Origin of the sequence: Izhakiella australiensis (genome assembly GCF_002006995.1) — a bacterium.
GTDB classification, from domain to species: domain Bacteria; phylum Pseudomonadota; class Gammaproteobacteria; order Enterobacterales; family Enterobacteriaceae; genus Izhakiella; species Izhakiella australiensis.
Map to the genome: position 1 here is coordinate 360,670 of NZ_MRUL01000003.1, position 24,361 is coordinate 385,030.

The following is a 24,361-nucleotide window of genomic DNA, read 5'->3' on the forward strand; positions in this document are numbered from 1 at the left end:
TTCGACTCTCAGCGACGGCGCCAGCGGCGCGGCTTTTTGTTTTGCTCCACGGGCGGCGCCTGCGGCAGCTCTCCCTCCGGCAGCGCCGGTTGCTCAAGCGGAAACACCGGCAGCGCCGCCAGCAGGCGTTTACCGTAGCTTTTCGTCAGCAACCGACGATCGTAAATAATTATCTCACCGCGGCATTCATGACTGCGAATCAGCCGCCCAACCTGCTGAATCAGGTTAAAAGAGGCGCCGGGCAGACTTTGCACCTCGAACGGATAGCGCTTCAGGCTCTTCAGCCATTCGCCTTCGGTCAAAATAACCGGGCTGTCGATGGGAGGGAAAGCAATTTTATGAATATGCACCTGAGTCAGCAGTTCCCCCTTTAAATCCAGGCCTTCGGCAAAGGATTGTAGCCCTACCAGAACGCTGGTCTCTCCGCGATTCACGCGCTGGCGATGCAGGGCAATCAGCGCCGGTCGGGGCTTATCGCCCTGCACCAGCATCGTCAGACGCAGCGCCGGCAGCAGCGCGATAAAATGCTGCATTGCCCGGTTACTGGCAAACAGCACTAAAACGCCTTTATGCCGCTGTTCGTTCATCTGCTGGCGAAAGAAGTGCGCCATCTCCGCCAGATGCCGGGCTTCGCCGGTGAGCGTTGGCTCCTGGGTTAGCTGCGGGATCAGCAGGCGCCCCTGTTCAACATGATTAAATGGCGAACTGAGGGTAATGAAGCGATCGTCGGCGCGCTCAGCCAGGCCGCTCATCTCCTGTAAACGATTAAAACTGTTCAGCGAACGCAGGGTCGCGGAGGTTAATACAACGTGGGGAACGCTGCGCCACAGCAGGTTTTCCAGCTGTTCACTGACGCGGATACCCGCGCAGTGAAACTGTAATAATTCCTGGCCATCACGCAGATCGCGCGTCACCCATTTAGACACCGGCGCGCCGGAGGCTTCATTCATCGCCGCCAGCCGCCACAGTTTACTGGTGGCTTCGAACCAGCCCAGCGCCCGGCTCATTTGCAGCAGGGCAGTATGCAATTTAACGATGTCGTGCTTCGCCGTTTTTTCGCTCAGATCGTTGAGCAGTGCTTCCGCAAGGCTGCGCAGTCCCTCACTCAGCTTCGCCAGCCGCGCGCACAGCGTCATCACCTCATCTGGCAACTGGCCCATTTCGAAGCGATGTTCCCCTGGCTGGCCGTCCGGCGGCAGCCAGAGCGCCAGCATACGTGCCAGACTTTGCAGGTGTTCGCGCACTTCTTCACAGTGCTGCGCAAGGCGCTCAGCATTCCCCAGCCCAGGCGGCGATTTCGGGCGAAACTGCGTCATACAAAGCTCAACCAGCCGCTGGAACAGGTCCAGCTGAACGGTACTCCAGCCGGGGGTGATTTCCCCGCTCATTTCCAGCGCATCGCGCGCCACGTCCGGCAGGTGATGTCCCTCATCAATCACTAACAGCAGATCTTTCGCTGGCGGCAGCACGGAATCGCTCTCCAGCGCCGCCATCACCAGCGCGTGATTGCTGACGATGACATCCGCATTTTCCATTTCGCGCCGGGCCAGAAAGAAAGGACAGGTTTTGAACCAGTGGCAGTTATTACGCAGGCAGCTGGCTTTATCGGTGCTCAGTCGCTGCCACAGGCCATCATTGATATTGTCATCGCAGTGGTCGCGCAGGCCATCCCATTCAAAACGATCCAGCGACTTTTGCAACCCGGCGCACAGCTTCTGCTCTTCTTTACTGGCGCTGAAGGTTTCCTCTTGCAGGTACATCAGCAGATCCTGTTGCTGATCCTGACTCGCCAACGCCGCCAGATTGCGCGGGCAAACATAGCGGCCGCGACCGTAGGCGGCGGTAAAACGCAGCCCGGGGATCAGCGTTTGCAGCAGTGGCAAATCCTTGGCGTAAATCTGGTCCTGCAAAGCAACGTTGGCGGTGCTTACCACCAGCGGCTTCTCTTCGGCCCGTCCGATGGCGATACCGGGGATCAGATAAGACAGGGTCTTGCCGACGCCGGTAGGCGCCTCAATCGCCAGATGACGACCGGCCTCACCCGCCAGCGTGCGCGCCACTTCGGCAATCATCTGGCGCTGGGCCGCGCGGGGAATAAAATCGGGAATTTGCTGCTGCAGGGCTTTATACCACTGAGCAATCTGCTCTTTTAATGCCGGAGTTAACGCCATAACCACCACTTTGCGACATGCTGATGGCTATTGTCCCACAGCGCGGCTCAGACGTCAGCCGCCATCATTTAAATTGCGCCCCAGGCAGACCGCTTCCTGTTTGCCGCAGTAAGGCGCGAAGGCGGAGATCGGCTGATATCCCCTGTGCAGATAAAAATCGACCGCCCGCTGATTAATCCTGCGCGTTTCCAGCCAGACGGCGTGATAACCGGCTTCACGCGCACGGGACTCAAGAAAACGCAGCAGCGCCGTGCCGGCGCCGGCGCTGCTTTTTAGCGCAAACATGCGCTTAAGCTCGGCAACACCCGCATAACCAGGTAAAGGACGTATCGCCCCACAGCCCAGCAGGTTGCCAGCGCCATCGCGGGCGATGGCAAAACAGCAGCCCGGCTGCGCCATTGCAGCGGCATCGAATTTACCCTGGCCGCTGCTGCCAGTAATCGCTTTCAGGGTTTGCGACAGTGCCGCCATCAACATGCCGGCGTCTTCGGATAGCGCACTTTCCTCGGCGACGATGATCACGCGGCCCCCAGCGGCTTGTACATCACCGTGGTTGCATCCAGTACACCTTCCGTCGACAGCGCGTAGGCGGGTATCTGTCCGGCAATCTTCCAGCCGAGGGTGAGATATAGCCCCTGCGCATGGTCATCGCTGCGGGTATCCAATACCAGCAGAGTTCGCCCTGCACGGCGCGCATACTCTTCTGCCATCAGCATCAGCGTTCTGGCGATCCCCTGTCGCCGCGCCGTCGGGCGCACCAGCAGCTTACACACCTCAGCACGATGCATACCGTTAGCCGGCATCGCCATCACCACCATTACCGTCGCGACAATTTCATCGCCCTGCCTGGCAACCGCCAACGCCTTTTCACCTTGCGCGACCGCCTGAATGCCAGCCTGCCAGAAGTCCCGGATGGTTTTATCATCGGCTGCATCAATAAAACCAACGCTGGCGCCCTCAGCCACGCAGTCCGTCAATACCCGACACAGCGCCGCCAGCTGCTGCTGCGCCTGTTCACCATTTAACCATTCATAGTTAATCATCAGCGGTTCACCACCAGTAAGTAATGTGCCCCTTCGGCTTCCGGCGCGTGAAATACGCTGCGCCCCTGCAAATGAAAACGCAGGCTGTCCCCGGCTTGCAGACGCCATTGCTGCTGCTCCACGCTTAGCAGCAGTACGCCATCCAGCATCCAGATATGTTGTTCAATACCCGCCATTGGCGGCCGGTCATACTCAATACGCGCCCCGCCGCGCAGCTGCCCTTCCACCAGTTCAGCGCGAAAATCCGCCGCGGGCGGCGACAGGTTGCGACGGGTAAAGCCGCTGGCTTTATCCTGCCAAACCGGCTGCCTGGCTCGCGATAAATGGACAGCGGCAGGCATTTCAACCTCGCTGAGCAGCCGTGACATGGTCATGCCATAAACCCGACAAAGCTGATTAAGCAAGGTGGCGGTGGGGCTGGTTTCCCCGCGTTCGATGCGCGATAGCGAGGCCCGACTGATGGCGCTGGCTTCCGCCAGCGTCTCCAGCGACCAGCCCCTTTCCTGGCGCAGAGCCACCAGCCGCTGCGCCAGACGAGCCTCGGTTGTTGATGCAGGATGCATATCACCTCTCAAAATTGAGAAATATTCTCTTAATTGAGATAATGCCATTAAAACCGTCGTCGGATCAAATTGTACATATAAAAAATGGTTGTACAGATTAGTCGTATTGGTTAAGTTTAAGATGCAGCAGTCTGAAAGTCTGAGTTAAGGAAGGTAATGGCTATTTATAGTATTGGCGATGTGGCCGAACGTTGTGGCATTAATCCGGTTACGCTACGTGCCTGGCAGCGTCGCTATGGATTACTCAAGCCAAAACGCACGGAAGGCGGACATCGTCAATTTGATGACGAGGATATTCAGCGCATTGAAGAGATCAAGCGCTGGATTGAAAGCGGCGTGCCGGTCGGTAAAGTTAAAGCGTTGCTGGAAGGCGCCAGCGTAGAAGTCCACGACGGCTGGACCGCCCTGCAGGAAGAGATGATGATGGTGCTGCGCCACGTCCGCCCTGCGAAACTGCGCGCCAGAATAATGTCAGTTGGTCGCGAACATCCGGTTGATGCGCTTATCGATCACGTTTTCGTCCCCGTGCGCCAGCGTCTGGGGCTCGATCAGAACACCGCCCGAACCATGTGTAGCCTGCTGGACGGCGCGCTGATCGATCACGTTGTTTTTTGCCTCAACGCCGCCCGTAAAAAAGCGGGTAAAGATGCGCTGCTGATTGGCTGGGGCAACGAAGATCGCACCCGCCTGTGGCTGGAAGCATGGCGCCTGTCCCAGCATGGATGGCGTATTGACGTGCTGGCCGAACCGCTCGACCATCCCCGGCCGGAACTTTTCCCCGGCCAGCATCTGTTTGTCTACACCGGAAAAAAACTCTCACACCGCCAGCTGGAACAGCTTTCTCACTGGCAGGAACAGGGTTTCTCGATCGCCGCTCACGGTAGCTAAAGCACGCCCCATCCAGCTAAAAATTTTAAAAGGGCGTATACTGCGCCTTTTCTTCGCAACGGGTTTTCGCATATGAACTGGCAAAAAATTGCTGTCACCCTACTGTTTCTGTTTATGGCAATCGGGGGCGTAGGCGGCGTAATGCTGGTCGGCTACTCGGTGATTATTCACGCCAGGTAGCGTAACAAACGTTCGAATAAGCGGTCGGTAACTATCGCCAGCAGCGCCACCAGCAGCGCCCCCTGAATAACATAAGCGGTATTGAAACCGCTCAGGCCGATAATAACCGGTGAACCGAGGGTTTTTGCTCCCACCGTCGAAGCAATCGCCGCCGTGCCGATATTAATAATCACCGACGTGCGTATGCCGGCGACAATCACCGGCATCGCCAGCGGTAATTCTACTTTCCATAGCCGCTGCCGGGCGCTCATTCCTACCCCTTCAGCAATTTCCCGCGCGCTGGCCGGCACCGCGTCCAGCCCCGCCAGGGTACCTTGCAAAATCGGCAACAAGCCGTATAACAGCAGCGCAATAATCGCCGGCTCAGCGCCAAACCCAATCACCGGAACCGCAATCGCCAGCACTGCGACCGGCGGAAAAGTTTGCCCGGCGGCGACTAGCGTTTCCACCAGCGAGCGGAATTCGCGCCCGGCATGGCGGGTAACCAACACCCCCGCGCCCACGCCAATAATCACCGACAGCAGGCTGGAAAAACCCACCAGGGAAATATGGGCCAACGCCAGCTGCACAAAGCTGTCCTGTTGATAAAGCGGCCGCTCCAGCTGTGGAAACCAGGCGGCGAACAGTGGCTTGCTCCAGGGCATTGCCACCAGTAGCGCTACAAACAGCACTATCAGCCAGAGAAGCGGATCAGCCAGTCGTCGCATTGCTTGCCCTCCGCTGACGCAGCAAATCGCTGAACCACAGCACACCCAGCGGTTTTCCCTGCTCATCCACAACCGGTAATTTTTCCTGCTGGCGGCTGATAAACTGTGAAAGCGCTTCGCGCAGGGTCATGGTTGCCGGAATGGTTTCACCTTCCAGCCATTCGCCGCGCCTTGCCATATTGCCCGCCTGCCCCAGGGAAAGTAGCCGTACGCCAAGTTCGTTGCGACCAAAGAAGTCGCGGACAAAGTCGCTGGCGGGCTGCGTCAACATTTCCAGCGGCGTTCCCTGCTGCATCACCTTGCCACCGTCCATCAACACAATTTTATCGGCCAGAAACAGGGCTTCGTCGATATCATGGGTCACCAGTACGATGGTGCGCCCGGAGAGCTGATGAATGCGCAGCATCTCCTGCTGTAGCGCGGTGCGGGTGACAGGATCGAGCGCGCCGAAGGGTTCATCCATCAACAAGACTTCCGGATCGGCAGCCAGCGCCCTGGCGACGCCGACCCGCTGCTGCTGGCCGCCGGATAGCTGATGCGGACGGCGCTGACGAAAGCTGTCATCCAGACCGAGCAGCGCCAGCAGCTCGCTAACGCGGCTTGCTATTTGCGCCTTCGACCAGCCGAGCAGTTCCGGCACCGTGGCGATATTCTTTTCAACCGACCAGTGCGGAAACAGGCCAATGCTCTGAATGGCATAGCCCATACGTCGGCGCAGCGCTTTAATGTCCAGCGCGCGGATCTCTTCATCAGCAAAGGTGATGCTGCCCTCATCATGCTCGACCAGACGATTAATCATTTTCAGGGTGGTCGATTTACCTGAGCCTGAAGTGCCAATCAGCACGGTGAAATCGCCGCGTCCAATATGCAGCGTCAAATCACTGACCGCCGCGTTGCCATGATAATATTTACTGACCTGATTAAACTGAATCATCCGCGTTCACGCTCCATCAGTGAAAGGGTGAATTTAAAAAGCGTATCAACGATTACCGCCAGCGCGATAACCGGGATGACGCCCAATAGCACCAGCTCCAGCGCGCTGCTGAGCAACCCCTGAAAGATGATGGAGCCAAAACCGCCCGCGCCGATCAGCGCGGCGATGGTTGCCATACCGACGGTCTGCACCGCCACCACCCGCAGCCCGGTAAGCAGCACCGGCAGCGCCAGCGGCACCTCCACCTGCAGAAAAATCTGCCGGCGGGTCATTCCCATGCCGCGCGCGCTCTCCAGCACCTCTCGCGGCACCTGTTGCAAACCGGCGACCACGCTGCGCACCAGCGGCAGCAGCGCATATAACACTAAGGCAATCAGCGCCGGCGCCAGGCCAATACCGTTAATGCCGATGCGCGCCAGCGCCGGAAACGCTTTCGCCACCCCGGCCAGCGGCGCCATCAGCAGACCAAACAACGCCACGGAAGGCACGGTCTGAATAATATTTAACAGCGCAAATACCCCCGACTGACGGCGACCGTGACGATAGCACCAAAGTCCGAGCGGCACGCCGATGATCAGCGCCGGGAAAAGCGTACCCAACAGCAGCTGCAAATGACGTAACAGCGCAGCATCAAACACCTCACGGCGGTTGGCGTACTCGCGCAACAGCGCCAGGTTATCAAGCTGACCGCTGAGTAATATCAGCACCAGCAGCAGCCATATCTGCGCATTGCCCAGGGTGCGCCAGAATACGTTGGGCGTCAGGCGCGACAACGCATCGGCCGCCACCAACAGCATCAGCGCCGCCAGTGACCACAGGCCGCTGCCAAATGAGGTTCGGGCCAGCGTACTGCTGCTTTGCGCCGCCAACAGCGTCGCTTCACGTCCGCTAAGGGCGATCAGGCCGAGAAACAGCAATTCACTGGCGAGCAGCGCCATTATCAGCCGCCAGCGGCTGACCGGCAGAAACACGCAAGCCAGTAATAGCGCCAGCGGCAGCATACCCAGCCAGTCAACGCCGTGCAGGCTTTGTGCCAGCATTATCGGTTGACCGGAGACCAGTCGGTTAGGCGCAAAGGAGATAAAAGGGAGAAACAGAGCGGACAGCACGCTAAGAACAAGTAGCGTAAGCAGCACGCGTTGGTGAATAAGCTTTGGCAAAATGTCCCCGGTATAAAGGGCAGCGAACCGGCGGGTTCGCTGCTCACATGTCAGGCTAGATTAGTTTTTTCTGCTGCAAATAATCCGCAGCTACTTTCTTCGCATCCTGCCCTTCAACGGCAATTTTGGCATTCAGCTGCTGCAGCGTTTTCTCATCAAGCGAAGCAAATACCGGCTTCAGCCAGTCGCCAATCTGCGGGTACTCTTTTAGCACCGCTTCGCGGATAACCGGAGCTGGCGCGTAAATCGGCTGCACGCCTTTAGGGTCGCTCAGCGTTTGCAAACCAAGGGCTGCCACCGGACCGTCGGTGCCGTAAGCCATCGCCGCATTCACCCCGGAAGTTTGCTGAGCCGCCGCTTTGATCGTCACGGCGGTATCCCCGCCGGCCAGCGACAGCAGCTGATTCTGCTGCAGTTTAAAACCGTAGGCCTTCTGGAAAGCCGGCAGCGCATCAGCGCGCTCAATAAATTCAGCGGAAGCCGCCAGCTTAAAATCGCCGCCTTTTTGCAGATACTGGCTAAGGTCGCTCAGCGAGGTCAGTTTGTTTTTCTGCGCCAGGTCACCGCGCACCGCGATAGTCCAGGTATTGTTGGCGGAAGAAGGAGCCAGCCAGATAAGATGATTTTTTTCAGCATCCAGCTTCTTCACTTTGTTATAGCCTTCGCTGGCGTTGCGCCAGGCGGGGTCTTTCTCATCGTTAAAGAAGAAAGCGCCGTTGCCGGTATATTCAGGATAGATATCCAGCTCCCCAGCCAGAATGGCGCCGCGCACGACCTGCGTGGTGCCAAGCTGCACCTTGTTGACCGTTTTGACGCCGTGCTTATTCAGCACCTGCAAAATAATATTGCCTAATAGTGAACCTTCGGTATCAATTTTGGAGCCAACCTTGACCGGATCGGCCGCCTGCGCGCTGGCGGTTACCGCCAGCATTGATGCCAGAAACAGCGCGCTGCGACGCAAAATTTTGCAAGCCATGCCTTGTGTCCTTATTCCATATCGATAATCAAGTTATAAGCGTAGCTGAAATTGCCGCTCCGTCTTGTTTCATGCTGCGGAAGTTTGCATTGACGCCGCTGCGCTTACAATCTGACACGGGCAACGGAGCAGACCAATATTATTGCGCACTAACTTATAACCAGCAGGCATTTAACACTCAGCCCGCAACCGGTATGCTCTTTGCTCCATTTATAATCATAAAGCAAACCACAACATGTCCGATCTCACATCTGCAGCGCACGTTGCGCTGGCCGGCGAAACGCCAACGGGGAAACCAGTATTCATACACAAGGCGAGCGACGTAGCTCAGCTGGTCAATAACAGCGACCACGCGCGCAACAATGCGCGCATCGTGATGGCGATAGCGCTGGGCGGCGTGTTCCTTGACGCCTACGATCTCGGCGCGCTGGCGTTTGGCATCAAAGACGTGGCGCGTGAATTTAGTCTTACGCCAACCTGGACCGGGATCGTCGCCTCGGCGATTACCTTTGGCGCCATTGTCGGTGCGGCGGTTGGCGGCTATCTGACTGACAAAATCGGCCGCTACCGGGTATTTATGGCCGATATGTTTTTCTTCGTTATCGCCGCGCTGGCCTGCGCCTTTGCCCCCAACGAATATGTACTGGCCGGCGCACGCTTCGTCATGGGTCTCGGCGTCGGCATCGACTTGCCGGTCGCGATGGCCTTTCTGGCCGAATTTTCGCGGCTGCGCGGGCGGGGAAACAAAGCCGCCAGCATCTCGCTCTGGTGTCCGACCTGGTACGCCGCGATATCCATCTCCTACCTGCTGGTGCTGCTGCTTTACGCCGTGCTGCCGGAAAGTCATACCGACTGGCTATGGCGGCTGATTTTAGGTTTTGGCGCCGTCCCGGCAATCGTTATCATCGCCATCCGCAGCCGCTATATGAGCGAATCGCCAGTATGGGCGGCGAATCAGGGTAATCTTGAAGGCGCGGCGCAGATTTTACAGCACTCCTGGGGCATTAACGCCCAGGTTGCTGATGATGCCGATCGCCAACCGGCCCGGCGGGGACGTCGCGCCGGCTGGGGCAACTACGGCGCGCTGCTGAAAGGGGTTTACCTCAGGCGCACCCTACTGGCAACGGTGATCGCCGTCGCCTCCTCCTTTGCTTATAACGCCGTCGCCTTTGGCCTGCCGGTGATTATCTCCAGCTTTCTTGCTCAGTCGCTGCTGACCACCATTCTGGTTTCGCTGGCGCTCAACCTGCTGTTTGCTTTCACCGGCGGCCTGCTGGCGGTGCGCTTCGTCCCCCGCTTCGGCGCCTGGAAAATGACGACGCTCGGCTACGTGTTTCAGTTTATTGCCCTGCTGGGTCTGGCGTTAACCGGACGCCCTGATAACGTTACCCAGGCCGGTCTGGCCATTGCGATGCTGGCGCTGTTTTTGCTGGGACAGGGATTCGGCCCCGGATCGCACAGCATGACTTTCGCTTCGCTAAGCTATCCAACGTCACTGCGCGGCGTTGGCGTCGGCTTTAACCAGACGCTGATGCGCGCCAGTTCCACCGTATCGCTGTTCCTGTTTCCCCTGCTGTCAGCCTCGCTGGATACCAACGTTTTCTGGGTTATCGGCCTGGCGCCGCTGGCCGGGCTGATTGCGCTGCTGCTCATTCGCTGGGAGCCGTCCGGCTACGATATCGACGCGGAGGATTTCGCGGATAAATAATGCATAACGGCGCTTAATCGCGCCGTTTTTTATACCGTCGCAGCATTGCCAGCCAAAAAGGCCGCTGCCTGCGCCGGGATGCGCGGAAAGGTATGTAAAAACCACGGGGTAAACTGCCGGGGATTTTTCGCTATATCATCGGCAATGTCCGCCAGCGCGGCATAGCGCCAGCCATCGGCCTCCTGCGGATTCAGACACGGCAGCCGATCGCTGCAGGCAAAGAATACGTGACCATATTCATGCTCGCTCATGCCGTTGCCGAGCGCCAGGTTATAGTACAGCTCGAACACCGGCGTAAGCTGGGCACGTAGCCCCATTTCCTCATACAGACGTCGCTGCGCAGCATCCGCTGTAGCTTCCTGCGGCAGCGGATGACCGCAGGTGGTATTGCTCCACAGGCCGGCACAGTGATATTTGTCGCTGGCGCGCCGTTGCAGCATCAGCTCACCGCGAGAATTAAACACATAAACACTGATCGCCCGATGTAATATCCCCTGGGTATGGGCTGCAAGCTTTTCCATTTTACCCAGCGGACGATCGGCAGCATCGACCAGGATAACCTCAATTTCGGACATGAAAACTCCTTCAGATGACCCCCGATTATTACATGATGTACCCAGTGATACTGAGTGGAAATAGCGAAGCCGCCGCCGGTTCGGCGCGCAGCTAATCGGGTTGCAGCAGCATAATGCTGTCAGCGGGTCGGTTTCACGCATAAACAGAGTGTAGACAAAGCGTCCGTGACGCTTCCAGGTGAATTTTGTGAGCGTTTGTACTTGCAGGAAAGGGGGGGCGCCAGAGGCGCCCCCGAACGGAATTACAGTTTAAAACGGCTGACAACCTGCTCCAGTTGCACGGTCTGATCTTCCATTGACTGCGCCGCAGCGGAAACCTGCTCCACCAGCGAGGCGTTCTGCTGCGTGGTGCCGTCGAGCTGATTAATCGCGGTATTAATCTGATCGATCCCCATGCTTTGTTCACGGCTGGCGGACATAATCTCAGACATCAGCGTCGTTACGCTGGCTACGCCCTGCATCAGCTCATCCATGGTCGTGCCAGCCTGGTGCACCAGATCGCTGCCGCGATCGATATTGGTTACCGACTCTTCAATCAGCTTTTTAATTTCACGCGCTGAGTTAGCCGAACGCTGCGCCAGATTACGCACTTCAGAGGCTACCACCGCAAAACCACGCCCCTGTTCACCGGCGCGGGCCGCTTCAACCGCCGCGTTCAGCGCCAGGATATTGGTCTGGAAAGCAATGCTGTCAATCACGCTGATAATGTCGACGACTTTACGCGAAGAGGCATTGATTGCGCCCATCGTGGTCACCACCTGCTGCACAACCTCACTGCCGCGCTCGGCGACGCGTGAAGCATCTCCGGCTAGCTGGTTAGCGTGAGTGGCGTTATCGGCATTCTGCCGCACGGTGCCGGTAAGCTGCTCCATTGAAGCCGCCGTCTCGACGATTGAAGAGGATTGCTCTTCGGTACGCGAGGAGAGGTCAAGGTTGCCGCTGGCGATCTGACGCGATGCGGAGGTGATAGCCAGCGCGCTATCGCCGACCTGACGCATCAGCCCCTGCAGGTAAGCGATAAACTGGTTAAAGCTTTGCGCCACTGCGTTAAACTCCGGGCTGCTGCTGGCCGGCAGACGCTGCGTTAAGTCAGCGCCACCGCTGGACAGCGACTGAATATTGTCGTTCAGCCCTCTCAGGCTACGCATCAGGGTGCGGATAAAGCCCAGCAGCACCAGCAGCAAAATGATCGCCAGCGGGATTTGCACCATGCCCAGCTTCAACAACATGGCATTGGTTTGCTGCGTCAGCAGCGCGGTGGGGACATCACTCACCACGTACCAGGGGCTGCCGGCAATCGGCTGGACAAACAGAGTATGATTGCCTGCGTCGCCATCGTAAGTGGACTGCATTGCCTGACTACCGACATTGCCTAACAGCTGCCTCAGCGGCGCGGCCATCGGTAGCGCCAGATCGCTCAGGTTCTGTAATTTTGCCTCGCCGCCAATCAGCGCCGCGTTCCCCACCACTTTACCGTCGGCTTCAACAATCAGAACCGTGCCATGAATAGCATCGCTCATCTGTTTAACCAGCTGGTTAAAAAAGCCAAGGGTTACGTCGATAGTGGCGACGCCCCACTGGGCGCCATTGCGATAAATAGCCATTGCGCAGTTGGTGCGCGGCTGCGGGCTGGCAGCATCCTGATAAGCGTTTGCCCAGGCACACTGCCCTTTCGGTGCAGCCATGCCGCCCTTATACCAGGGCTGCTCCCAGTAGTTATCGGCGGCGGGCTGGTTCCACACGGTATTAACCTGCAGCTGGTTGCTGGCATCACGGGCGAAAAAAGTACTGAACTTGTCGCGAGCGGCGTCACGCTGCCGTGGCAGAGGCCAAATCCCACCGCCAAAGACGTTGCTGTCATTGTACTGATTAACCAGCGACGGCAGCAGCGTATCGATTTGATCGCTGCTTAATACGCCAACCGCTTCGGTAATGGTACGCTGCTGGGCCTGTACCCGATTCATCTGCTCGGTAATCGCCCCGGACAGTTGGTCAATCTGTAAACGGACTAACCGCCCTTCGTTATCGGTGAGTTGCGGGGCAACCATCATTTTTATGGCCACGACGGTAACGGCCAGCAGCACAATGAAAAAGCCGACGATCATGACAGTAAATCGGCCCTGGGTTGTTTTAAACATAGACTCACCACGTCGGTCGAAAAGGCATTATTGCCTGATCCGAATTAACGGCAGCGAGTCGCAGATCTTGAGGAGAGAATGCGAATAAAAAGCGTGAGTCAGGCGTCACATTCAGAACATTTAACTATTTTTCCGTTACTGCGAATCGGTTTGCACCACCTGCTGTCGCGGACGGAACACGTGCCCCACCTCATATTGCAATAAGCGTGCAATTAATTTCAGCCCGCCATCTTCATCAGCCTGTACAAATTCGCGTTCTGCGGTAGTGACCGGGGTTGCCCACAGCAGGTTAACTTTTTCGCCCTCGCGCTTCGGCAGGGTAAACTGCGCGGATTCACGCGCCAGCGCGCTGGAAAGAATAAAGCCTTCAAAGCCAACCGGGGCGACGTCGGAAATTAAGGTATGTCCTTCACCCAGCCAGCTAATATGCTGCCAGGGATAAGGCACAAAGCTGGCGAGCGCACTGGCCATCTGCACGGCATTTTCTTCGGTCATCGTCTGCGCATCGATTGCCATTGCCAGCTCGCTGCGCCGGTGCTCCGGCGCTAAATCCTCATAGAGAAAATCGACCCAGGGCATCGGGCGGATGCTCATCCCCAGGGTGAGAAAAATCCAGCAGCCCTGATGAAAGTGCTGTGAAATCGCCGCTGGCGGCCAGCCGCCCTGGCCAATGGCATAGTAGCGTACCGATTCACCAAACTGGGTTTCATAGCAGCGCAGCAGTTCGCGCTGCACCGGCTCCCAGAGGTAACCATCATGCCAGTCGCGCCAGAATAAGCGGTGCTTCTCCGCCCTGGCATAATATTCATTGGTTGACGCTGAACCGAGCGGTGAGGTAATGCGATTCTCCCGGATACAGCCGGCGGAGAAGCTGACCTGCTTATCCTGATACAGGCTCCAGCCGGGAATCACCGCCAGCAGCTGCCCCTGATACCACAGCGAAGCGCCGTCACCGGCCGGTTCCCAGATAACCTGCAGTCCCGCCGCATCCAGCGGCGGCTCCGCTTCCAGCGTCCGGCAATCACCAGCGCTCAGCAGCGGCGCTATCCCCTGCTCCATTGAGGCGATATCTTCCTGCGCCGGCGCCGGCAGCAAATTGCGCAGCCAGCAGCCGCGCACGGCAAACTGGGTGCGCAAAGCGTCGGCAGGCCAGAGGTAGAGATACGCTGTACGTTCATCCTGTTCAACGACGGCGCTCAGCGTTTGCTGCGGGTTAGTCACCTCTAAGATCAGGTGGGAACGTGTCATATGGCCTCGACGATCACAATGCGGGATCCTTTGTTCGGAGATTAGCGCAGAATGCGTCACCGTGCCGACAACAGACAACGGGAAATATCCCAAAAGGCCGACAGGAGCGACAAAAGGTGGTTCACGCAGCGCAAAACCCTTTAGCTCTGAACCCCCGCGGCCATCCCGGACCGCTTGTCGCTTAGGGTTCGCGTCCCATGCGCGCCATTGCGCGGTGAAACGCGCCGCGTCGGATAGACCAGCGCAGTAGCGCGCCGATCAGCGCCATATTTATTGCCACCCAGCGCCGCTGTAGCGGTCCGGCGCGCACCCCAAGCTGCTGCTGCGCCCAGTCCGGCAGCAGGCCAATTCCCGCGCGCAACATCACCGACATCGCCGGACGCGCCTGCCAGCTGGGCGCCGGAGCGTTCATTAATAGCTGAAGCACCTCGCGGGTGCGTTCATCGCAGCGCAGCGCCGGGCGCATTGCTGCCAGATAGCGCGCCACTTCGCTGACTGATTCAGGCACTTCGCTGGCGCCCAGCGCCCTGGCCACCAGCGCCGCTTCACGATAGTAGCGGTCCTGATCCTCAAGGCTGAGACGGGGGTTTTTATAGCGCAAGTGCGCGGCCAGAAAGCGGCTGGTCTCGGCGACGTGGACCCAGGTCAGCAGCGAAGGATCGCTGGCCGCATAAGCATTTCCCTGCGCATCAACGCCCTCAACCTGTAAATGGATACGCTTTACCCGCTCGATCAGCGTGCCGGCATCAGCGCTGTTACCGAAAGTGGTTACCGCAATAAACTGACTGGTGCGGCGCAGGCGCCCCAGCATATCCTCACGAAAGCGCGAATGGTCCCAGACGCCCGCCAACGCCGAAGGATGCAGCATCTGCATTAGCAGCGCGCTGATACCGCCGCACAGCATGGCGGGAAAGTCGCCATGCACGCGCCAGATAACGCAATCAGGACCATAAAGGCCGGGGTCGCCAGGCGGCTGGCTGAGGTCGAATTCGTTAAGTGACAGGCCGTTAAGACGGAAAACCTGCTGTTGGATAAGGTCGCGAAACCCGGTCATGAGTGAACCCGTGCTAAATCGGCAGGAGAGAATATTAACCCGCCAGCCGCAGAGCGGCCAGCGGGACAGCAGCGCGTAACAATTACAGTAGAGTAAACACGCTGTTTTTGGTACGGGCTGAGTCAAGGCCAATCATCACGTCGAACTTACCGGGCTCCACGACGTATTGCATGCGGGCGTTCCAGAATTTCAGCGCGTTGATATCAATCGGGAAAGTGACGGTTTGCGTCTCCCCGGCCTTGAGGAAAATACGCTTGAAGCTTTTCAGCTCTTCAACCGGACGACTGATGCTGGCCGTCTGATCGTGCAGATAAAGCTGCACCACGGTAGCGCCGTCACGCTTGCCGCTGTTGGTGACCGTTACGCTGGCATTGAGGGTGCCATTGCGCGCCAGGGTTTTAGCGGAGAGGCGCACGTCCGACAGCGTAAAGCGGGTGTAGCTCAAGCCGTAGCCAAACGGATACAGCGGGCCGTTGGCGGCATCATAGTAGTGCGAGGTGTATTTATTCGGGTGCTGAAAATCATAGGGGCGCCCGGTTCGCAGATGGTTGTAATAGATCGGAATCTGGCCGACAGAGCGCGGGAAAGACATTGGCAGCTTGCCGGAGGGGTTATAGTCGCCAAACAGCACATCGGCGATGGCATTGCCGCCTTCGGTGCCGCTAAACCAGGTTTCCAGCATCGCATCCGCCTGCATGTCTTCTTTCACCAGCGCTAACGGGCGGCCGTTCATCAGTACGATAACCAGCGGCTTACCGGTGGCTTTCAGCGCATCCAGCAGCTTCAGCTGGCTGGGGGGAATGGTAATATCGCTGCGGCTTGATGCCTCATGGGCCATGCCCTGCGATTCCCCCACCACCGCCACCACCACATCAGACTGTTTCGCCGCTGCCAGCGCATCGTCGATCATTTTTTGCGGTGAGCGCGCATCGACGCTGACCGCGCGTTCATACTGGTTGAGGAAGTCCTGAATACCTTTGTTATCGGTGACGTTGGCGCCCTTCTGGAACATAACCACCGCCTTGTCGCCGACCGCATTGCGAATGCCCTGCAGCACGGTGACTGACTGCTCCGCCACGCCGGCAGCCGACCAGCTGCCCATCATGTCGCGCTTACTGTCCGCCAGCGGCCCGACCACGGCAATGGTGCCAGATTTTTTCAGCGGCAGGGTTTCCAGACGATTTTTCAGTAGCACCAGGCTCTTACGCGCGACGTCGCGCGCTTGCGGGCGATGCAGACGGCTTTCCGCGTTGGTATTGGTCGGGTCGCTGCCTTTCGGCCCGAGGTGGCTGTAGGGATCGTTAAATAACCCCATATCGTATTTGACGTTCAGCACGTGACGTACGGCGTCATCAATTTCCGCTTCGCTCACCGCCCCGCTTTTTACCAGTCCCGGCAGGTATTTGCTGTAAAACTCGTCGCTCATACTCATATTAACGCCAGCGTTGATGGCAATGCGCACCGCATCCTGCGGATCGCTGGCGACGCCGTGCTTAATCAACTCTTTGATCGCACCGTGATCGCTGATGGTAATGCCTTTAAAGCCCCAGTCATTACGCAAAACGTCCTTTAGCAGCCAGCTGTCGGCAGTCGCAGGCACGCCGTTGAGCGAGTTCAGCGCGACCATCACGCCGCCGCTGCCGGCATCCAGCGCGGTCTTATAACCGGGCAGGTAGTCCTGGAACAGGCGCTTAGGACTCATATCAACGGTATTGTAATCGCGACCGCCCTCTACCGCGCCATAGGCGGCAAAGTGCTTGACGCTGGTCATCACGTTATAGCGATCGGCGGGACTTTTGCCCTGCATGGCCTGCACCATCGCCCTGCCCATCTGCGACGTCAGGTAGGTATCCTCGCCAAAACCTTCCGAAACGCGGCCCCAGCGCGGGTCGCGGGTGATATCCACCATCGGCGCCCAGGTCATATTCAGTCCGTCATCGGCGGCTTCATAGGCGGAAATCCGCCCGACGGTGTTGACCGCATCAAGGTCCCAGCTGGAGGCCAGCCCCAGCGTGATAGGAAATATTGTGCGCTGACCGTGGATAACATCATAGGCGAAGAACAGCGGGATCTTCAGGCGACTGAGTTGCATCACCTGGTCCTGCATTTTGCGGATATCCGGGCGGGTGACGGTATTAAAAATCGCCCCAACCTGACCTTTTTTAATCATCTCGCGGATCACCTCTTTCGGGTTATCCGGGCCGACGCTAATCAACCGCAGCTGGCCAATCTTCTCATCCAGCGTCATTTTTTTTAGCAGGTCGGTAACAAACGCATCGCGTGCCTGCGGCGTCAGGGGGTGATGACCAAAAGTCGATTCAGCCATTACCGGCTGAAAAGCCAGCGTTGCCGCCAGTCCTAAACCACAAATCCATTTCATCAAAAAATGCTCTCTCAACGCATTGCCCAACAAGGAGTTTTGGGCTCAAAATTACAGCTTAGCGCAAGTTTGCCATAACAAGACATTCGCGCACAGCGCTATCACATCAGGCTGAGAGGCCGATAGCAGAACCAGCGGCCGCAGGCTAACTGCTATGGTTAAAGTTCGACTGGCATATAAGGACATCATATGGAATCGATAGTTACGCCCGAAGACCGTAAGTTAATCGCCACGCTGACGCGCATCGTTGGCAAAGGACATTTGCTCACCGACCCGCGTAAAACCGAACGCTACCGCAAAGGCTTTCGTTCCGGCAGCGGCGAAGCGCTGGCGGTGGTGTTTCCCGGTTCACTTCTCGAACAATGGCGCCTGTTGCAAGCCTGCGTCGAGGCCGGGACTATCGTGATTATGCAGGCGGCGAATACCGGGCTAACGGAGGGGTCGACGCCGAACGGCAGCGATTACGACCGCCCGGTGGTGATTATCAGCACCCTGCGCCTCGATCGGGTTCAGCTGCTGGACGAGGGCAAGCAGGTGCTGGCATTTCCTGGCAGTACGCTCTATCAGCTGGAGAAAATCCTCAAGCCGCTGGGACGAGAGCCGCATTCGGTGATCGGCTCATCGTGCATCGGCGCCTCGGTAGTTGGCGGGGTATGCAATAACTCCGGCGGCGCCCTGATTAAGCGCGGACCGGCCTGGACCGAAATGGCGCTGTATGCCCGCATTGATGAACAGGGAAAGCTGGTGCTGGTTAACCACCTCGGTATCCGACTCGGCGAAACGCCGGAGCAGATCCTGACGCGCCTTGACGATGAAACCTGGCGTCCTGCCGATGTCGAGCATGACGAGCGCCACGCCTCGGATAATGAATACGCCACGCGGGTGCGCGAGGTTGACGCCGACACGCCTTCACGCTTTAACGCCGACGCCCGTCGCCTGTTTGAAGCCTCCGGCTGCGCTGGCAAGCTGGCGGTATTTGCCGTGCGACTGGATACCTTTGTCGCCGAACCTGAGCAGCAGGTCTTTTATATCGGCACCAACAACACCGAAATGCTCACCAGCCTGCGGCGCGAGATTCTGACCCATTTCACCCATCTTCCGGTTGCCGGTGAGTATCTGCATCGCGATATGTTCGATATTGCCGAAAAATATGGCAAAGACACGTTTCTGATGATCGACAAGCTCGGCACCGATCGTATGCCGCTGTTTTTCACCCTGAAAGGCCGCATGGACGCGCTGTTTAATCGTCTGTCACTGGTGGCGCCAAATTTTATTGATCGCCTGCTGCAACGGGTAAGCAGCTGGTTTCCTTCCCATTTACCGACGCGAATAACCCAATATCGCCAGCGTTTTGAGCACCATCTGATGCTGAAAATGTCCGGCGAGGGAGTTGAAGAAGCCCGGCGTTTCCTCGCGCGCTTTTTTGCCGAAGGCGACGGTGAGTTTTTTAGCTGTACCCCTGAAGAGGGGCGCAAAGCCTTTCTGCATCGCTTTGCCGCCGCCGGAGCCGCGGTGCGTTATCATGCAGTGCATCAGAATGAAGTCAGCGAGATTCTGGCGCTGGATATCGCCCTGCGTCGCAACGATAACGACTGGTTTGAGCAGCTCCCGCCGGAATTCGACAGCATGCTGACCCATCGCCTCTATTACGGGCATTTCTTTTGCTACGTGTTTCATCAGGATTACATCGTGCGCAAAGGGGTGGATGTTCATGCGCTGAAAGAGAAGATGCTGGCGCTGCTGCACCAGCGCGGCGCACAGTACCCGGCTGAACATAACGTCGGGCACCTGTACGAAGCGCAGCCGCAGCTGAAGGCGTTTTATCAACAGCTCGATCCCACCAACAGCTTCAATCCCGGTATCGGTAAAACCAGCAAGTGCCATCACTGGCACTGAAGAAAGTGCTCACCGCCCAGGAACCGCTCATTGTGAGCGGTTTTCATGGAAGCCGGGCGCTGCGGAAACCAGCAGTCGCCAGCTCCCTGCCGGGATATTCTGCTGCCCGTCGGCAACAATTAAAAAAGCGGCAGAAGGCGCTGGGCGAATGGAGATCATGCTGTTTTTGTTCAGGGGATTCACCTGCCAGTCCCGACCAGCCAGCCGCACACGTATTTTCTTTGTCGGATCGGTTTCGCTCTGAATGATATAGCCCGGCGCCCCCGCAGGGCTGGCCGCCTCCATCCACAGGGTAAAACCCTCCGCGCCATCGGCGTTAAACACCCGGCCCTTCGCCAAAATCGCACCATCTTTAACCGTCCCCGCCATTTGCGGGCTAATTTGCAGCTCGGTACGCACCGATTTCGCTATGGCCGGGAAACTGCCCAAAGCCACAAAACACAGGAGTGCAAAAAAAACCTTCCTTATCGACAATTTAATTCTCCCGCTGACATTGCGCATTCATGACATAGATCCCGGCGGCGTCCTGCTGTGCGGGGAGCTGGTAGCTTGCCCGGCACTGCTGCTTTGCCCATTTCACTATCAGCGCCCCTTTATTCTGCAAGCCGGTCAGCCAGGTTACGCCGCCATCAGCGACGATCCCCGTTCCCGCTTGCTCGCCAACCACCGTTACCAGCGCACCGTAGGGAACTGGTCGCCCATCAGGCTGTAACACCGTTATTAAGGCGCGAGCGCCCGTACGCGTGGTGAATTTTATCGGTACAACCGCGCCGTGAGTGGGGACTATCGATTTATCAGTTTCAGCAATATCCACATCCGGCGGTAATTGCTCAGGATTCAGATACACCGTGTTTGTCTGATAAGGCTGTAAAAAAGATTGGCTGGTAAAACCCCGGAAATCTGTCTTCACGCCAGGCCAGGCGCCGACCTGAATACCGGCGGCGCCTGGCGCTTCAATTAACGCCACCGTCTCGCCCAGGGGCTGACTCAGGGTCATCCCTTTACCGTGGAGCAGCATGCCGCCGTGCAGTTCTGCTCCGGTCCTGCGATAACTATCGCTGTAACCGTAGTAACCGGATGCCTGGCCGTAGGTGCCATTCCATCTCAGATTAAGGTTGCCGTTATTCTGTTCTTCTGCGCCGGGCCTGAACTGCTGGCTGGCTGACCATTGCAGACGACGTTGCAAAGCGGCGCCGTTAACACCCAGACTGTGCGTAGCCTTGCCTGTTGAAGGGCTGGTATAGCGGTAAGAAGCGCGAGTGTTGCCACCCAGCCAGCGGCCCAGCGGTACGCTCATCCACAGGCTGGTGACCTGATCTTTTTGATTGTTGCGGCTGCCGTAGCGATTCTGCGACCAGTTCAGACTTAACGTCACCGCCTCAAACGGCAGGGTATAGGTCGCCATAAAGGTGCTGTCATAACCGTCACGCTCCCAGTAACGCGCTTGATAGCCGCTAAAGCCAAAATATCCCAGGCTTCCTATCCCCTGATTTACCGCGATGCCGATGCGATTTTTCTGCGACAGTGAAAGGGATTGCGATCTATACCGGGGGTCATTCTCCAGCGCATCAGACAGAGTATGAAAACCTCGGGACAGCGAATATTCGCTGCTAACACTTAAGGTGGTGTTAAGCGGGATAAACTGTTTACTGTAACGCAGACGTAACTCGCGCCCGCGCTCTGCCCGGTGCTGACTCCGGCTCTCGGTGATATCCATCGACACCGCCCCTATTTTCCCGGCCGACCAGCCAGCCCCTGCGGAAAGCGCCAGATATTTCGGAGAGAATTGCGCACCGCCATACACGGTGAAGTTAGCGGGTAGCCCATAGATGGCAGTAGCCTGTACCACGTCGGGAGACACGCCGGTAGCAGAACGGTACTGACCGGCCATCAGATTGTATTTAAGGTACCCTTCACGCAACGCGATGGCCGGCGTCTGCCAGGGGATGATAAACACCTGAGGCTGGCCATCTGTCTCATGAATCGTGACCTCCAGGTCGCCGCCAGAACCGGTAGCGATCAGGTCGGTCAGCGCAAAGGGGCCGGCCGGCACCAGCGCATTGTAAAGCGTCTGGCCATTTTGTTTCACTTCCACCCGGGCTTGCGTACGGGCTATCCCCCGCACCACCGGCGAAAACTGATACAGGCTCCCCGGTACCATCGCTTCATCAGAACTCAGCATCACGCCGCGAAAAGCCACGCTGTTGAAAATATCAGCGGGCGTGTAGCTTTCACCTAACGTTAACCGGCTTTTAATGGCATTCAGTCCGCGCTCGGCATAGGTATTCACGCTTCGCCACTTACCAGCCTGAGCGCCCGACCGCTGCCAGTTGGTATTATTACGCAGCCGCCATGCGCCCAGGTTAATGCCGGGTTGCAACTGCATCCAGTTGCTGTTATCCGTTCTTGAGGTGTAATGGCGATACTCGGTACGCGTTGAACCCAGCTGGTAATTCATCAGCAGCGCCGGAATACCGTCATTCCAGAGCGTCTCAGGCGCGATACCCTGCCGTCTGGCATGCATAAACAGCTGGGGAATGTTCAGCAGCAGCGTCTGATTATTAAAATTGAAATCCGCACTGGCGCCCGGGATCGCTGACAGCGGAAAACAGCCATCGGCAACACCGTTCTCTTTTTCGGCATCCGGGTAATCCTCAACCCGGACGTGATATGCCGCGAGCTGCTCGCGGGTCAGGCACGGGGTGAGCTTGACGCCGCCTTTATCATCATTGAACTGAATGAAGCGAATGTCCTGCGCATCGACAAACTCACCGTTGAGCAGAATATCAACCGGATACAGGCCCGGTAACTGCCCGCCCTGCTCAAATTGCGTCAGATCGACATGGCCGCCGGCATTATCAATAAGCGCCGGATCAAAATGATATTCGCGCGCCTCTGCTGCCAGTGAAAGTAGCGGCAGCATCATAACCAGAAGCGTATTGAAAGATTTCATTGTTGATCATTATTTCAAGGACGCACGATATTCACGGCTTTCACCGCCGTTATCGGTAATAACTGCCCAGCGGACGTCGCCTGAAGCGCCTGGCATAAGAGGGAAGGTTTTGCTACTAAAGGGGGCAATAAAACCGGGCGTGTTCATCGGCTGGTTGCCGACGGCGATTTTTTTCAGGTTGGCATAATAAGGTGTGGCATTGTGCGCCCTGAGCTGATTACCCTGACGTTGCCAGGTCAGCGAAGCGGCTGCCTCTGTGACGCTGCCTTTCAGGGCTGCGGGACGTACCAGCAGTTTAATGCAGGATTTTACCCGCACCTGCACCAGTACCTTAGCCTCGCTCTGCTTCATCCGCTCCCGGCTCCACTCCTGATCTACTGAAGGCGGAATGCCGGTCATACACAGCCAGTACAGTGACTCACGGTCGCCCTGCGCGACATTACCGGTGCTGACAACGCGTAAACGGTTCTGCTGCTGCGCGTCCAGACGGAAAAGCGGTGGCGTGACCACGAAAGGGGCGGCGTCAGTTTGATTCTCCATCAGTACCTGTGACTGAACCAGCATGGGAAAGCTCTGCGGATTAGCAACCGACAACGATGCACCGGCAGATCCGGGACGGTAAATAATTCGACTGGCTCCCGTCTTTAATGAAAAAGATTGCGTTTCCGCTTTCACCGGCTGGCTGGCAGCCTGCAGGTTACCAGTGACGATCAGCGAACCCGCCAGGACGGCAATAATATGAGAGAGTATTTTCATTTTTAAATTGGTTATTTTCTCAACAAATGGCATGCGGAGGGTTATTAAAAAGATTAATTCCGCCCTAATCGCAGTTATTTCTTCAGATAAAAAGTATCAAAAAACGTTAAATTTAAGGATAAGAAAAAGGAGATAACCTTGAGGAAAATAGTACATAAGACCTGGAATAATCTTAACGTACAAAGATGCATCAATTTAATTATGCCGAAAGTATATTCCGGCATAATAGTATTAAACCCTATTTATTAGCTCTGCCATGCTGCAGAGTCAATTGAAAGTACGTAGGTGTCAGCCTTAACCTTTTGCCCCCCGCTTGAAAGGATCTCCAGGCTAGCTGAGGAAGGATTTGTGCTATTTGATCCTACCCACGTAATGTGGACACGCCCTAAGCGAGGATTTGGTTTTCGAACTGTTCCGGGCTGATACCACCGCAGGCACTGTGGCGACGCCAGCGATTGTAATCACACTCGATATAATTGAACACCGCCGCCCGCATTATTTCCCGGCTGGCAAAGCGTTCTCCGTGGATACATTCCACCTTCAGTGAGTGGAAGAAGCTTTCCGTGCACGCATTATCGTAGCAGTTGCCCCTGGCGCTCATGCTACCGCGCAGGTTATGCCGCTTCAGCAGTGCCTGAAAGGCCGCTGAGCAGTATTGTCCGCCCCGGTCCGTATGCATAATTACGTTCTCCGGCCGTTTACGCCGCCACAACGCCATCTGCAACGCATCGCAGGCAAGCTGGGCCGTCATCCGCGATGACATCGACCAGCCGATGACGGCCCGCGACCAGAGGTCGATGACCACGGCCAGGTACAGCCAGCCCTCGTCGGTACGCAAGTAGGTTATGTCTCCCGACCACTTCTGGTTCGGGCCGCTGGCGTAAAAATCCTGCTTCAGCAGGTTCTCTGACACCGGCAGGCCATGTTCACGGTAGCTCACCGGGCTGAACCGGCGTGCGGCTTTCGCCCGTAACCCCTGACGGCGCAGGCTGGCAGCAATGGTTTTCACGTTGTACGCCAGGCCCTGCGCA

The 24,361-nt window shown here is 57.3% G+C and carries 21 protein-coding genes; 4 read left to right on the top strand and 17 right to left on the bottom strand.

What is annotated here, in order from left to right; genetic code table 11:
- Positions 1–8 precede the first annotated feature (8 nt).
- Genes dinG through BTJ39_RS07740 form a run of 4 tightly spaced genes read right to left on the bottom strand, consistent with a single transcriptional unit; the run spans position 9 to position 3,777 of the window.
- Positions 9–2,171: an ATP-dependent DNA helicase DinG gene (gene dinG, locus BTJ39_RS07725; RefSeq protein WP_078002126.1), complete on the bottom strand. Its 2,163-nt coding sequence runs from the start codon at positions 2,169–2,171 to the stop codon at positions 9–11.
- 54 nt (positions 2,172–2,225) lie between these two features.
- Positions 2,226–2,693, bottom strand: coding sequence for a GNAT family N-acetyltransferase (locus BTJ39_RS07730; protein ID WP_338418157.1), 468 nt, complete (start codon positions 2,691–2,693; stop codon positions 2,226–2,228).
- Positions 2,690–3,214, bottom strand: a complete 525-nt coding sequence (locus BTJ39_RS07735) for a GNAT family N-acetyltransferase (protein ID WP_078002079.1) — start codon at positions 3,212–3,214, stop codon at positions 2,690–2,692. Before BTJ39_RS07735 ends, BTJ39_RS07730 begins: the two co-directional genes overlap by 4 nt.
- On the bottom strand, positions 3,214–3,777 hold the full coding sequence (locus BTJ39_RS07740; RefSeq protein ID WP_078002080.1) for a helix-turn-helix domain-containing protein: 564 nt from the start codon (positions 3,775–3,777) through the stop codon (positions 3,214–3,216). Before BTJ39_RS07740 ends, BTJ39_RS07735 begins: the two co-directional genes overlap by 1 nt.
- 156 nt (positions 3,778–3,933) lie before the next feature.
- Between BTJ39_RS07740 and BTJ39_RS07745 the strand changes: the two genes are divergently transcribed.
- On the top strand, positions 3,934–4,665 hold the full coding sequence (locus BTJ39_RS07745) for a MerR family transcriptional regulator (RefSeq protein ID WP_078002081.1): 732 nt from the start codon (positions 3,934–3,936) through the stop codon (positions 4,663–4,665).
- A 72-nt stretch (positions 4,666–4,737) separates the two neighbouring features.
- A complete protein-coding gene (locus tag BTJ39_RS07750; RefSeq protein WP_078002082.1) occupies positions 4,738–4,845 on the top strand; it encodes a protein YohO in 108 nt (35 codons plus the stop codon).
- Here the strand turns inward: BTJ39_RS07750 and BTJ39_RS07755 are convergent.
- From BTJ39_RS07755 to osmF, 4 genes are read right to left on the bottom strand one after another with little or no spacing between them, the layout of a single operon-like run.
- Positions 4,833–5,552 carry an ABC transporter permease gene (locus BTJ39_RS07755; protein ID WP_078002083.1) on the bottom strand — a complete coding sequence of 240 codons (720 nt, stop codon included), beginning with the start codon at positions 5,550–5,552 and terminating at the stop codon, positions 4,833–4,835. The genes BTJ39_RS07750 and BTJ39_RS07755 overlap by 13 nt on opposite strands.
- Positions 5,536–6,486, bottom strand: a complete 951-nt coding sequence (locus BTJ39_RS07760) for an ABC transporter ATP-binding protein (RefSeq protein WP_078002084.1) — start codon at positions 6,484–6,486, stop codon at positions 5,536–5,538. The genes BTJ39_RS07755 and BTJ39_RS07760 overlap by 17 nt, the downstream gene beginning before the upstream one ends.
- On the bottom strand, positions 6,483–7,646 hold the full coding sequence (locus BTJ39_RS07765) for an ABC transporter permease (RefSeq protein WP_078002085.1): 1,164 nt from the start codon (positions 7,644–7,646) through the stop codon (positions 6,483–6,485). Before BTJ39_RS07765 ends, BTJ39_RS07760 begins: the two co-directional genes overlap by 4 nt.
- A gap of 55 nt (positions 7,647–7,701) precedes the next feature.
- Positions 7,702–8,577 (bottom strand): glycine betaine ABC transporter substrate-binding protein OsmF, encoded by an 876-nt coding sequence (gene osmF / locus BTJ39_RS07770; protein ID WP_096777702.1) that lies wholly within the window; start codon positions 8,575–8,577, stop codon positions 7,702–7,704.
- A 280-nt stretch (positions 8,578–8,857) separates the two neighbouring features.
- On the opposite strand from osmF, the gene BTJ39_RS07775 reads away from it, so the two are divergent.
- The gene (locus tag BTJ39_RS07775; protein ID WP_078002087.1) at positions 8,858–10,330 is read left to right on the top strand and encodes an MFS transporter; all 1,473 of its coding nucleotides are present in this window, start codon (positions 8,858–8,860) and stop codon (positions 10,328–10,330) included.
- A gap of 29 nt (positions 10,331–10,359) precedes the next feature.
- On the opposite strand, the gene idi is transcribed toward BTJ39_RS07775, so the two are convergent.
- From idi to bglX, 5 genes are all read right to left on the bottom strand, one after another.
- Positions 10,360–10,905, bottom strand: a complete 546-nt coding sequence (gene idi / locus BTJ39_RS07780; protein ID WP_078002088.1) for an isopentenyl-diphosphate Delta-isomerase — start codon at positions 10,903–10,905, stop codon at positions 10,360–10,362.
- Positions 10,906–11,147: 242 nt separating this feature from the next.
- On the bottom strand, positions 11,148–13,043 hold the full coding sequence (locus BTJ39_RS07785) for a methyl-accepting chemotaxis protein (RefSeq protein WP_078002089.1): 1,896 nt from the start codon (positions 13,041–13,043) through the stop codon (positions 11,148–11,150).
- 135 nt (positions 13,044–13,178) lie between these two features.
- Positions 13,179–14,291: a suppressor of fused domain protein gene (locus tag BTJ39_RS07790; protein WP_078002090.1), complete on the bottom strand. Its 1,113-nt coding sequence runs from the start codon at positions 14,289–14,291 to the stop codon at positions 13,179–13,181.
- Between the two features lie 181 nt (positions 14,292–14,472).
- Complete coding sequence (locus BTJ39_RS07795; protein WP_078002091.1) at positions 14,473–15,345, bottom strand: oxygenase MpaB family protein; 873 nt, start codon at positions 15,343–15,345, stop codon at positions 14,473–14,475.
- 82 nt (positions 15,346–15,427) lie between these two features.
- Complete coding sequence (gene bglX / locus BTJ39_RS07800) at positions 15,428–17,725, bottom strand: beta-glucosidase BglX (RefSeq protein WP_078002092.1); 2,298 nt, start codon at positions 17,723–17,725, stop codon at positions 15,428–15,430.
- 189 nt (positions 17,726–17,914) lie between these two features.
- Between bglX and dld the strand changes: the two genes are divergently transcribed.
- On the top strand, positions 17,915–19,621 hold the full coding sequence (gene dld / locus BTJ39_RS07805) for a D-lactate dehydrogenase (protein WP_078002093.1): 1,707 nt from the start codon (positions 17,915–17,917) through the stop codon (positions 19,619–19,621).
- A 27-nt stretch (positions 19,622–19,648) separates the two neighbouring features.
- Here dld and afaD read toward each other — a convergent pair whose 3' ends face one another.
- The 4 genes from afaD to BTJ39_RS07825 form a co-directional block, all read right to left on the bottom strand.
- A complete protein-coding gene (gene afaD, locus BTJ39_RS07810; RefSeq protein ID WP_078002094.1) occupies positions 19,649–20,056 on the bottom strand; it encodes an AfaD family invasin in 408 nt (135 codons plus the stop codon).
- A gap of 40 nt (positions 20,057–20,096) precedes the next feature.
- Positions 20,097–22,574 (bottom strand): fimbria/pilus outer membrane usher protein, encoded by a 2,478-nt coding sequence (locus BTJ39_RS07815; RefSeq protein WP_078002095.1) that lies wholly within the window; start codon positions 22,572–22,574, stop codon positions 20,097–20,099.
- Positions 22,575–22,583: 9 nt separating this feature from the next.
- Positions 22,584–23,330 carry a fimbria/pilus periplasmic chaperone gene (locus tag BTJ39_RS07820; protein WP_176110251.1) on the bottom strand — a complete coding sequence of 249 codons (747 nt, stop codon included), beginning with the start codon at positions 23,328–23,330 and terminating at the stop codon, positions 22,584–22,586.
- Positions 23,331–23,715: 385 nt separating this feature from the next.
- On the bottom strand, positions 23,716–24,361 hold a 646-nt coding region (locus BTJ39_RS07825; RefSeq protein WP_139356327.1), incomplete at its 5' end, for an IS3 family transposase.